The sequence below is a fragment of the Kitasatospora purpeofusca genome (assembly GCF_042691725.1).
GTDB classification, from domain to species: domain Bacteria; phylum Actinomycetota; class Actinomycetes; order Streptomycetales; family Streptomycetaceae; genus Kitasatospora; species Kitasatospora purpeofusca_B.
The window spans coordinates 6,865,447-6,877,912 of sequence record NZ_CP170483.1 but is presented as its reverse complement, the minus strand read 5'-3'; the positions used below and the strand labels follow the sequence as shown (position 1 = coordinate 6,877,912).

The 12,466-nt window shown below is 73.3% G+C and carries 5 protein-coding genes; 3 read left to right on the top strand and 2 right to left on the bottom strand.

Annotated features, from left to right (window positions below):
* Positions 1–164 precede the first annotated feature (164 nt).
* From ACFCLZ_RS29635 to ACFCLZ_RS29625, 3 genes are all read left to right on the top strand, one after another.
* The gene (locus ACFCLZ_RS29635; protein WP_380280940.1) at positions 165–2,579 is read left to right on the top strand and encodes a PKD domain-containing protein; all 2,415 of its coding nucleotides are present in this window, start codon (positions 165–167) and stop codon (positions 2,577–2,579) included.
* A 244-nt stretch (positions 2,580–2,823) separates the two neighbouring features.
* Positions 2,824–5,229, top strand: a complete 2,406-nt coding sequence (locus ACFCLZ_RS29630; protein ID WP_380280938.1) for a PKD domain-containing protein — start codon at positions 2,824–2,826, stop codon at positions 5,227–5,229.
* A 209-nt stretch (positions 5,230–5,438) separates the two neighbouring features.
* The gene (locus tag ACFCLZ_RS29625) at positions 5,439–7,859 is read left to right on the top strand and encodes a PKD domain-containing protein (protein WP_380280936.1); all 2,421 of its coding nucleotides are present in this window, start codon (positions 5,439–5,441) and stop codon (positions 7,857–7,859) included.
* Between the two features lie 312 nt (positions 7,860–8,171).
* Here the strand turns inward: ACFCLZ_RS29625 and ACFCLZ_RS29620 are convergent, their stop codons facing one another.
* Complete coding sequence (locus tag ACFCLZ_RS29620) at positions 8,172–9,035, bottom strand: leucyl/phenylalanyl-tRNA--protein transferase (protein ID WP_380280934.1); 864 nt, start codon at positions 9,033–9,035, stop codon at positions 8,172–8,174.
* Positions 9,032–12,439, bottom strand: coding sequence for an amino acid adenylation domain-containing protein (locus ACFCLZ_RS29615; RefSeq protein WP_380280932.1), 3,408 nt, complete (start codon positions 12,437–12,439; stop codon positions 9,032–9,034). The genes ACFCLZ_RS29620 and ACFCLZ_RS29615 overlap by 4 nt, the downstream gene beginning before the upstream one ends.
* Between the last annotated feature and the right edge of the window lie 27 nt (positions 12,440–12,466).

Genomic DNA, 12,466 nt, shown 5'->3' with positions numbered 1-12,466 from the left:
AACCGCTCCGGCTCCCTTCCGGGGATGCCCTGTTGAGGACGCGTAAAGGGCTCGTGGATACTTGTGCCGCTCCTCCGGGCGGTCCGTCTGCGAAGGGCTGCTGTCGGCGTGCCAGTTCGGACGGCGCCGACCTCACACCGTGTCACTCCAGGGGGAAACCACCCATGCCACTCTCCCGTCGTGTCGGCCTCGCCGTCGCGATCGCCGGCTCCGCGGTCGCCTCGACCGTGCTGCCGTTCACCGCCCACGCGGAGAGCACCGTGCTCTACGTGGACAACGCCGTCAAGTGCGACGACAAGGGCACCGGGGCCCAGACCCTGCCGTTCTGCACCGTCCAGGCCGCGGCCGACATGGCCGAACCCGGCCAGACCGTCCGCCTCGCGGCGTTCCGCACCTTCACCGGCCAGGTCACGGTCAAGCGCTCCGGTCAGCCTGGCAAGCCGATCGTCTTCCAGGGCGACACCACCTACGGTTCGCCGAACACGACGGTCGACGCCTCGGGCCAGGGCTCGACCGCCGTCCACGCCTTCGTGCTGGACGGCGTCCACGACGTCACCGTCTCCGACATGTCCATCGAGGCTCCGCAGGAGGCCGTGCTCGTCAAGGACTCCACCCGGATCGCCCTCGACCGCACCCACGTGAACGCCGACGGGACCGCCACCGGCCCGGGGGCGACCGCGAACATCCGGGTCACCGGGACCAGCGCCAACGTCACGGTCAGCCGCAACCGGGTCTACGCACCGCCCGTCGCGGGCGTCGCGATCGACGCCGGGGTGACCGGCGCCGTCGTCACCACCAACATCATCGCCGACGGCACCGGCCGCGGTGTGCTCGTCACCGACGCCCCCGGCACCGTCGTGGTGAGCAACACCATCGCCCGCAACTGCGGGAACGACCTGGAACTCGCCGGGAACTCCGCCCGAGCGACGGTCGAGAACAACATCCTGTCCAAGGACCCCGCTCCGCGCGGGTGCGGCGTCCTGGTCCCCAGCACGGTTCCGCTGGCGGTGTCGGCCGACTCGGTCCAGGGCACCAAGGCCGACTACAACACCGTCGTACCGTTGGCCAGGAGCATGACTTCCTACTCCTGGGGCGGGACCGCCTACGCCACACCGGAGGGGTTCCGGGCCACCGGCCAGGGCGCGCACGACAACGCCGCCGACCTCAGGTTCGACAATAGCGACAGGCCGGTCGCCACCGAGGGCCTCACCGACGCGGCCGACCCGGACGCGCTCGGCATGCTGTCCACCGACTTCTACGGCAAGGAGCCGGCCGACCACCCGAGCATCGCCAACACCGCCCCCAGCGGCTACCGGGACCGCGGCGCCATCGAGCTCCAGGACCCGCTGGCCATCTACCTGGGCGGCGTCGCGTACTCCCAGGAGAACCACCCGCTCAACACGCGGTTCACCGTCAACTACTACCCGGGTTGGGGGCGCGAGAGCGCCAAGCTGGACTTCGGGGACGGCAGCACGCCCCTCACGATCGCGTCCGGGGACCGGGTCATCGACCACGACTACCCCGCCGCCGGGTTCTACACCGCGACGCTCACCGTCACCAGCCAGGCCAGTGGGGTCCACAAGGCCACCGCCGGCGTGTACCTCAATCCGGTCGCGCAGCCGAGGACGCAGTTCTGGTGGAGCTCCAGTGACCGCTCCCGCGCCCAGATCACGCTGAACGCCCAGAGCGTCAGCCCCTGGCCGATCGTCCGGCACGTCGTCGACTTCGGCGACGGCACCGCGCCCACGGTCAGCGAGGGCTCCAACGCCAACCCGAGCATCACGCACGAGTACGGGGTCGGCGGCAGCTACACCATCACCGAGACCGTGATCGACGACCACGGCCGCAACGCGAGCTACTCGCAGACCGTCGGCGTCGCCGGTCCGCAGGCCGGCGTGCCGTTCACCGGCTACTTCGGCGGCCCGACCAGCCACAACGGCCTGTACGACAACGGCACCTGGGCGCTCTCCTACAACAAGTCCGACTCGCGGCTCAACAGCAGCTGGGGCTTCGGCAACCCGGGCGACATCCCCGTCGTCGGCAACTGGGACTACACCTGCCAGTGCCAGCACGCCATCTACCGCCCCAGCACCGCAGCCTTCGACCTGAGCCGCCGTGACGGCTCCATCTCGCACGTGCCGTTCGGCAACCCCGGCGACCTGCCCGCCGTCGGATCCTGGGACCGCAACGGACACGACCAGGTCGCCGTCTACCGACCCAGCACCGCAGAGTTCTGGGTCCGCCACGACGACGGCAGCTACAGCTCACTGCACTTCGGCAACCCCGGCGACGTCCCCATCGTCGGCGACTGGGACGGCGTCCACCACTCCCAGTTCGGCGTCTTCCGCCCCGCCGCCAACCCTTGGGAGCCGAACCTCTTCATCTTCCGCCACGACGACGGCAGCTACTCCACCGTCACCTACGGAAACCAGGGCGACCTCCCCGTCGTCGGCGACTGGTCCGGCACCGGCCGCACCTCCTACGGCATCTTCCGCCCCGGCAACCACCAGTTCACCCTGAACAACGCCTACGCGGGCCGCCCCGACAACGTCTACACCATCTACAACAACATCGGCTGACACCCGTCCATAACGCGGGGGCGGTGCTCAACCGAGCACCGCCCCCGCGTCATCACCTGGGCTGCGGCGATACGGCTCCGCAGGTCTCCGGACCGCTCAAACGGATACCCCGTTGAGGAAGCGTGAAGGGCTCGTGGATACTTGTGCCGCTCTCCCGGGCGGTCCGTCTGCGAAGCGCTTCTGTCGGCGTGCCAGTTCTGGCGGCGCCGGACTCACACCGTGTCATTTCAGGGGGATCCCAGCCATGCCACTCTCCCGTCGTGTCGGCCTCGCCGTCGCGATAGCCGGCTCCGCGGTCGCCTCGACCGTGCTGCCGTTCACCGCCCACGCGGAGAGCACCGTGCTCTACGTGGACAACGCCGCCAACTGCTCCGACAAGGGCACGGGCACCCAGGCGCAGCCGTTCTGCACCATCCAGGCCGCCGCCGACGTGGTCGAGCCCGGCCAGACCGTCGACATCGTGCCGAACCGCTACTTCTTCGGCCAGGTCACGGTCAAGCGCTCCGGCCAGCCGGGCAAGCCGATCGTCTTCCGGGGCGGCATCACCATCAGTTGGCCGAACACATTTGTGAACGCCGAGGGCCAGGGTTCGGCCGACGCCCATGCCTTCGTGCTCGACGGCGTCCACGACGTCACCGTCTCCGGCCTGAACCTCAACGCACCGCAGGAGGCCGTGCTCGTCAAGGACTCCACGCGGATCTCTGTGGACCGCACCAGCATCACCGGCGGCCAGAGCAGTACCGCCCCGCAGGAAAGCCCGAACATCCGGGTCACCGGGACCAGCGCGAACGTCACGGTCAGCCGCAGCCGGATCGGCGCGTCGCCGGTCGCGGGCGTCGCGATCGACGCCGGGGTGACCGGCGCCGTCGTCACCACCAACTACATCGCCGGCACCGACGGCCGAGGCCTGCTGGTGACCGACGCCCCCGGCACGGTCATCGTGGGCAACACCTTCAACCACAACTGCGACGGGGCCGACCTGGAACTCGCCGGGAACTCCGCCGGAGCGACCGTCGAGAACAACATCCTGACCAAGCAGCACGGCTGCCCCACGAACGCCACCGCAGTCCCGCTGGTGGTGTCGGCCGGCTCGGTCCAGGGCACCAAGGTCGACTACAACACGGTCGTCCCGCTGAGCCAGGCCTCGGCCTCATACTCCTGGGGCGGCACCTCCTACGCCACCCCCGGGGAGTTCCGGGCCACCGGCCAGGGCGCGCACGACAACGCCGTCGCCCCCCGGTTGGCCAACGGCTACACCCCCATCGCCGCCGAGGGCCTCACCGACGCCGCCGACCCGACCGCGCCCGGCCTGCTGGACACCGACCTCCTCGGCAACGAGCCGGTCGACCACCCGAACATCGCCAACACCGCCCCCACCGGCTACCGGGACCGCGGCGCTGTCGAACTCCAGGACTGGATGCGCGTCTCCGTGAGAGGCGTCCCGTACTCCCAGGAGGGCCGCCCGCTCAACGCGCAGTTCACCGTCGACTACTCCGCGGGCTGGACGCCCGGCAGTGCCAAGCTGGACTTCGGAGACGGCAGCCCGTCCCTCACGATCGAGCCCGGACATCAGTTCATCGACCATGACTACCCCGCCCCCGGCAGCTACACCGCGACGCTCACCGGCACCAGCCTGACCGGCCCGTCCCGCACGGACACCGCCCAGGTGACCATCGCCCCGGTCCCGGAGATCCGGACGCAGTTCTGGTGGAGCCGGGACGACCAGTCCCGGGCCCAGATCACAGTGCGCCCTGCGAGCGTCAGCCCCTGGCCGATCGCCCGGCACATCGTCGACTTCGGCGACGGCACCGCACCCGCGGTCAGCGAGGGCCCGAGCAGCACCGCGAGCATCACCCACGAGTACGGCGTCGGCGGCAGCTACACCATCACCTCGACCGTCGTCGACAACCACGGCCGCACCGCGAGCCAGACCCAGACCGCCGGCGTTCCCGGCCCGCAGGCCGGCGTGCCGTTCACCGGCTACTTCGGCGGCCCGACCAGCCACAACGGCCTCTTCGACAACGGCACCTGGGCCCTGTCCTACCACAAGACGGACTGGCGGCCCAACAGCGTCTGGGGCTTCGGCAACCCCGGTGACATCCCCGTGGTCGGCAACTGGGACTACACCTGCCAGTGCCAGCACGCCATCTACCGCCCCAGCACGGCAGCCTTCGACCTCAGCCGCACCGACGGATCCATCTCCCACGTCCCCTTCGGCAACCCCGGCGACCTCCCCGCGGTCGGCTCCTGGGACCGCAACGGACACGACCAGGTCGGCATCTACCGGCCCAGCACCGCGGAGTTCTGGGTCCGCCACGACGACGGCAGCTACACCCCGCTCCACTTCGGCAACCCCGGCGACGTCCCCATCGTCGGCGACTGGGACGGCGTCCACCACTCGCAGTTCGGCGTCTTCCGCCCCGCCGCCAACCCCTGGGAGCCCAACCTCTTCATCTTCCGCCACGACGACGGCAGCTACTCCACCGTCACCTACGGAAACCAGGGTGACCTGCCCGTCGTCGGCGACTGGTCCGGCACCGGCCGCACCTCCTACGGCATCTTCCGCCCCGCCAACCACCAGTTCACCCTGAACAACAGCTACGCGGGCCGCGCCGACAACGTCTACACCATCTACAACAACTACAACTGACACCCCCACCCACTCACAGCCCCGGGGCGGCGCTCGAACCGAGCGCCGCCCCGGCGGCCTCGGGGGATACCCGGTTGAGCACGCGTGAAGGGCTCGTGGATACTTGTGCCGCTCGCGCCGACGGTCCGTCTGCGAAGGGCTGCTGTCGGCGTGCCAGTTCACTTCTCGGCGTCGGCCTCACACCGTGTCACTCCAGGGGGATCCCACCCATGCCACTCTCCCGTCGTGTCGGCCTCGCCGTCGCGATAGCCGGCTCCGCGGTCGCCACGACCGTGCTTCCGTTCACCGCCCACGCCGAGAGCACCGTGCTCTACGTCGACCAGCGCGCCACCACCTGCTCCGACAAGGGCACCGGCACCCAGGCGCAGCCGTTCTGCACCATCCAGGCCGCCGCCGACGTGGTCGAACCCGGCCAGACCGTCCGCCTCCCGGCGAAGCGCCGGTTCACCGGCCAGGTCACGGTCAAGCGCTCCGGCCAGCCGGGCAAGCCGATCGTCTTCCAGGGCGACACCACCTACGGCGCGCCGAACACGACGGTGAACGCCGCGGGCGAGGGCTCGACCGGCGTCCACGCCTTCGTGCTGGACGGTGTCCACGACGTCACCGTGTCCGGCCTGAGCCTCGGGGCCCCGCAGGAGGCCGTGCTCGTCAAGGACTCCACCCGGATCGTCCTGGACCGCGCCTACGTGAGCGGCGGTGGGGCCGTCGCCGACCCCGGGGCGACCGCGAACGTCCGGGTCACCGGGACCAGCTCCAACGTCACGGTCAGCCGTGTCCGGGTCTTCTCCCCGCCCGTCGCGGGCGTCTCGATCGACGCCGGGGTGACCGGCGCCGTCGTCACCACCAGTATCGTCACCGACGGCCCCGGCCGCGGTGTGCTGGTCACCGACGCCCCCGGCACGGTCGTCGTGGGCAACACCATCGCCGCAAACTGCGGCAACGACCTGGAGCTCGCCGGGAACTCCGCCGGAGCGGTGGTCGAGAACAACATCCTCACCAAGCGCCCCGCCCCCCGCTGCGGCAGCACGCCCACCACCGCCGTCCCGCTGGTGGTGTCGGCCGACTCGGTCCAGGGAACCAAGGCCGACTACAACACGGTCGTCGGACCGGGCCAGGCCTCGGCCTCCTACTCCTGGGGCGGCACCTCCTACGCCACCCCCGAGGCGTTCCGGGCCACCGGCCAGGGCGCGCACGACAACGCCGTCGATCCCGGTTTCGGCGACGACTACGACTACGAGCCCGTGGCCGCCGAGGGCCTGACGGACGCGGCCGACCCGACCGCACCCGGCGTGCCGGCCACCGACCTCTTCGACAGGGAGCCGGCCGACCACCCGGGCATCGCCAACACCGGCCCCAGCGGCTACCGGGACCGCGGTGCCCTTGAGCTGCAGGACTCGCTGCGCGCCTCCCTGAGCGGCCTCCCGTACTCCCAGGAGAACCACCCGCTCAACGCGCGGTTCACCGTCGACTACACCGCGAGCTGGGCACCGGGCACCGCCACGCTGGACTTCGGTGACGGCAGTACGCCCCTCGTGGTCACCCCCGGACAGCGGTTCGTCGACCACGACTACCCCGCCGCCGGAAGCTACACCGCGACGCTCACCGCCACCGGCCAGGCCGGCGGGGTCCGCAAGGCCACCGCCACGGTGCTCCTCAACCCGGTCGCGCAGCCCTGGACGCAGTTCTGGTGGAGCGCCGGTGACCGCTCCCGCGCCCAGATCACGCTGAACGCCCAGAGCGTCAGCCCCTGGCCGATCGTCAGGCACGTCGTCGACTTCGGCGACGGCACCGCGCCGACCGTCAGCGAGGGCCCCAACGCCAATCCGAGCATCAGCCACGAGTACGGCGTCGGCGGCAGCTACACGATCACCTCGACCGTCGTCGACAACCACGGCCGCACCGCGAGCCAGACCAAGACGGCCGGCGTCGCCGGCCCGCAGGCCGGGGTTCCGTTCACCGGCTACTTCGGCGGCCCGACCAGCCACAACGGCCTCTTCGACAACGGCACCTGGGCCCTGTCCTACAACAAGTCCGACTCACGGCTCAACAGCAGCTGGGGCTTCGGCAACCCGGGCGACATCCCGGTGGTCGGCAACTGGGACTACACCTGCCAGTGCCAGCACGCCATCTACCGCCCCAGCACCGCAGCCTTCGACCTGAGCCGCCGTGACGGCTCCATCTCGCACGTGCCGTTCGGCAACCCTGGCGACCTGCCCGCCGTCGGCTCCTGGGACCGCAACGGCCACGACCAGGTCGCCGTCTACCGACCCAGCACCGCCACCCTCTGGATCCGCCACGACGACGGCAGCTACACCCCGCTCCACTTCGGCAACCCCGGCGACGTCCCCATAGTCGGCGACTGGGACGGCGTCCACCACTCCCAGTTCGGCGTCTTCCGCCCCGCCGCCAACCCCTGGGAGTCCAACCTCTTCATCTTCCGCCACGACGACGGCAGCTACTCCACCGTCACCTACGGCATGCAGGGCGACCTCCCCGTCGTCGGCGACTGGTCCGGCACCGGCCGCACCTCCTACGGCATCTTCCGCCCCGGCAACCACCAGTTCACCCTCAACAACGCCTACGCCGGACGCCCCGACAACGTCTACACCATCTACAACAACTACAACTGACACCCCCACCCACGACCCCCGGGGCGGCGCTCGACCGAGCACCGCCCCGGCGGCGTTCCCGGCCCGGGCCCCGGGCGCGGGTGGGCGTCGCGGTACGGGTGCCGGTGGGCGGGTCGGGAGGGCAGGGGTGAGGGTACACGGGCGGCGCTCGACCGAGCACCGCCCCGGCGGCGTTCCCCGGCCCCGGGCACGGGTGGGCGTCGCGGTACGAGTGCCGGTGGGCGAGTCCGGAAGGCAGAGGTGAGGGCACACGGGCGGCGCTCGACCGAGCACCGCCCCGGCGGCGTTCCCCGGCCCGGGGCCCCGGGCGCGTCAGACGCGGCGCGCGTTGCGGTACGGGTGCCGGTGGGCGCGCGGGTGGCCGTGCGGGCGCGGCCCGCGTGGCCGCTCGGGGGCCAGCCGGGCGGCCGGGAGGCGGGCGGTGTCCAGCGGCCCGACCGGCCCGGCGTCCTCGGCGAGCGCCGCGAGGTAGCGGGCCCTGGGCTGCGGGGCGGCGCCGAGCGAGCGCACGTGCGGGGAGTCCCACTGGGCGTCCAGCAGCCGGCCCCCGGCGGCGGCGAAGCGGGCGGCGAGGTCGGCGACCGCGACCCGGGCGGCGTCCGGGCGGCGGTGGAACATCGAGTCCAGGCTGAGCACCGCCCCGGAGGCGATCCCGAACACCCCGCCGACCAGTTCCCCGCCCTCCCACACCTCCGCGCTGTGGGCCGCGCCGAGCCGGTGCAGTCCGATCAGCGCCTGCTGCAACTCCGGGGTGAGCCAGGGCGGTTCGCGCCCCTCGGCGCAGGCGGCGAGGACGTCCCCGAAGGCCTGGTCGGCGGTGGTCCACCAGTCCAGGCGGTTGCGCAGCAGCCGGGAGAGCTTGCGCCCGAGCCGGACGCCGTCGGCGGCGAGCAGCGGCCGCGGGTCGGGCGACCACCAGGCGAGCGCGTACGGGTCCGCGCCGTGCTCGGGGCCCGGCAGCAGGGCGACCTCGCCGGCCGCGACCGCCTGCTCGGCGCGGGCCTCGTTGAAGGCGCTCGCGTAGGCGTCGGCGGCGGGCAGCGGGAACAGCCCGCGCCGGTAGGCGGCGAGCAGGGTGCCGGGCGCGAGGTCGGCGCCGAACGCGGCCGGTCCGTCGGCGGGCGCCCGGGCGACGTCGAGCGCCGCGAACAGCTCCTCGGGGGCGGTGGCGGTCATCGCAGGGCCTCCAGCGGCGAGGCCTCCCGCGGCGGGGCGAGGAAGCCCTCCGCGGTCAGCCGGTCGAGGTAGAAGTCGAGCAGGGCGTCGTCGACGGCGGGCAGTTCCACGCCGCTGCCGGCCAGCGCCCGGTCGGCGTCGGCCCGGTCGAAGCGCGGGAAGGTGGGGCGGAAGTACAGCTCGCTGATGGACAGTTCGGTGCCGGGCACGCGGTCGACGAAGAGCGGCACGAACGGGGTCATCGGGTGGGTGGGGTGCCCGGCGGCGAAGCGGACCAGGTCCCGCACCCAGCGCGGGTAGGGGACGGACTCGACGGGGTGGCCGCGGGCGCGCAGCCGCCCGGCGAGGTCGGCGAGGTCGGCCGGGTGCGGCGAGGTCAGGTGGTAGACCTCGCCGATGGCGGGGGCGTGGGCGACGACGTGGCAGACCGCCCGGCTGAACCGGTCGGCCGGGACGAAGTCGAGCGGCAGCCGGACGTCGGGGCAACTCCCGCTCTCCGCGATGTACTTGATCAGCGCGCAGATCTCGGTGCCGGTGTTCGTCACGCCGGTGCGCAGGTCCCCGGTGACGTCGTTGGTGCGCAGCACGGTGACCGGCAGTCCGCCGGCGGCGGCGTGGTGGAGCAGTTGCTCGGCGACCCACTTGCTCTCGACGTAGCCGACGGCGAGCCGGTCGGGGTGGGCGAGCGGGGTGCGTTCGGCGACCTCGCGCACGCCCGCCGGGCCGAAGCCGGCCAGCACGGCGAGGGTGGAGAGGTAGTGGACGGGGATGCCGCGCGAGTGCCCGGCGAGGCGGACCACCTCGCGGGTGCCGGCGACGTTGGCGGCGCGCAGTTGGTGGTAGGGGTAGAGGAAGTTGACCTGGCCGCCGAGGTGGTGGATGGCGTCGAGGCTGCCGGCCAGCCGGTCGAAGCGCTGCTCCGTCAGGCCGAGCCGCGGTTCGGCGAGGTCTCCGACGAGGGGGACGACGCGGCGGTCGGCGAGGTCGTGGCGCAGGTAGCGCTGCTGGGCGGCGCGCAGGCGTTCCAGGGCGTGTTCCTCGTCGGGGGCGCGGACCAGGCAGTGGACGCGGGCGTCGGTGGTGTGCAGCAGGGCGTCCAGGAGGTGGGCGCCGCAGAAGCCGGTGGCGCCGGTGAGCAGGATCTCGGCCGGTTCGGCGCGGGAGGGCGCGGGGCTCCAGGACTGCCGCAGGGGGGTGTCGAGGCGGGCCTCGGCGGCCCAGTCGACGGGGGCCTCGCCGACGGGGGCCTCACCGGCGGCGAGGGTGGCGGCGGCGAAGGCGCGCAGGGTGGCGTCGCGCAGCAGGGCGCGGGTGAGGAGGCGGATCCGGGTGACGTCGATGCCGAACACGATCCGGGCGCGGGCGAGCATCTCCATGGCGAGCAGGGAGTTGCCGCCGAGGTCGAAGAAGTCGTCGCCGGGGCCCACCTCCTCGACGCCGAGCAGTTCGGACCACAGCTGGGCCACGCCCGCCTCGACGGCGGTGCCGGCAGCGGCACCGGCGCCGCCGGTCGGCTCGGTGGCCGGCGGGCCGTTCGGGGACGCCTCGGGCCGGCCGCCGTCGGGCCGTTCGCGCTCGCGCGGTCGCACCCGCCGCGGGGCGTCCGGCAGCCGGCGGCGGTCGATCTTGCCGGCCGGGGTGAGCGGCATGCTGTCGAGCAGCACGAACTCGGCCGGGACCATGTAGTCCGGCAGTCGTTCGGCGAGGTGGGCGCGGATCCGGCCGCGCCGGGCGCGGGGGCCGGAGGCGGCCCGGTCGGTGAGCGTGTAGTAGGCGGTGAGGACGCGGGTGTGGTCGCGGCCGTCGGCGACGGCGACCCGGGCCTGCCGGACGTCGGGGTGGGCGGCGAGCACGGATTCGACCTCGGCGGGGTCGACGCGGTGGCCGCGGATCTTCAGCTGGTCGTCGAAGCGGCCGAGGATCTCCAGGGTGCCGTCCGCCCGCCAGCGTCCGGCGTCGCCGGTGCGGTACATGCGCGCGCCGGGGGCGGGGGCGTAGGGGTCGGGCACGAACGATTCGGCGGTCGGCCCGGGCGCCTTCCAGTAGCCGCGGGCCAGGCCGGGACCGCCGAGGTGGATCTCGCCCTTCTCCCCGGGCCGCACGGGGCCGAGCCGGGCGTCCAGGACGTGCACCCGCACCCCCGGCAGCGGCCGCCCGATCGGCACCGGGGCGCCGGGCCCGTGCGCGCCGGGTCCGGTGAGCACCTCCGGGGTGAGGTCGCCGAGGGTGGAGGTGACGGCCGCCTCGCTGACCCCGTAGGCGTTGACCAGCCGCACGCCCGGCAGCCGCTCCAGGCAGGCGCGGCAGTCGTCCTCGTGCACGGTGTCCCCGCCGACCACGATCAGCCGCAGTCCCTCGGGGGCGGGCCCGCCGGGCGGGAAGAGGCCGAGCAGGTGGTGCCAGTAGGCGGGCGTGAGGTCGGCGACGGTCAGCCGCAGCTCGTGCATCCGGTGGGCGAGCTCGGTGGGCGCCCAGGTGCGGGCGCCGCCGAGGACGAGCGTGGCTCCGGCGGCCAGGGTCGCGAAGACCTGCTCCAGCGCGGTGTCGAAGCCGAGCGCGGCGAGTTGCAGCACCCGGTCACGCGGGGTGAGCCCGTAGGCGTCGACGACCCGGTCCAGGGTGAAGACCAGGGCGCGGTGGGTGACCGGCACGCCCTTGGGGGTGCCGGTGGTCCCCGAGGTGTAGATCAGGTACGCCAGGTCGTCCGGCGCGCCGGCGTCCGGCACCGGTCCCGCGGCCTCGGGGCCCTCGCCGGGCGTCACCGTCCGCACCCCCGGGAACCGCGTCCCCTCCCCCGCGACGACCAGGTGCGCGCCGCAGTCCGCCACCAGGGCGGCCAGCCGCCGGTGCGGGTGGGCCGGGTCCAGCGGCAGGAACGCCCCGCCCGCCTTGAGCACGGCGAGCCAGGCGGTCACCAGGTCCGCGCCGCGCTCCAGGCAGACCGGGACGATCCGCTCGGGCCCCACGCCCAGGCCGCGCAGCGCGGCGGCCAGCCGGTCGCTGCGCGCGTCCAGCCCGCCGTAGTCGAGCGCCTCGCCGTCCGCGAGCACGGCGAGGGCGCGCGGGTCGTGCGCGGCGCGCGCCCGGACCAGTCCGTGCACGGTGTCGGTGAGGCCCGCCCGGGCGGGCCGTCCCGGCGGCCGGCCGGGAGCCGTCCCGTGGCCGAGGCCGAGTCCGTGGCCGAGTCCGCCGCCGAGTCCGAGTCCGGGGGGATGCCAGGCGCGCTCCACGTACCGGCGGCACTCCTCGCGCGGGGCCGGCCCGAACACGGCGCGCCAGCCGGCCGGCACCGGGAGGTCCCCCGGCCAGATCGCGTACTGACCGTCCTCGTTGACCAGCACGGCGTGACGTCCGGAACGCGCTCCGGGACGTGCTCCCCGTGCGCTCTCTGCTGCATCGTCCACCGGCTTGACCTCGTGCTGTGGCGGCAG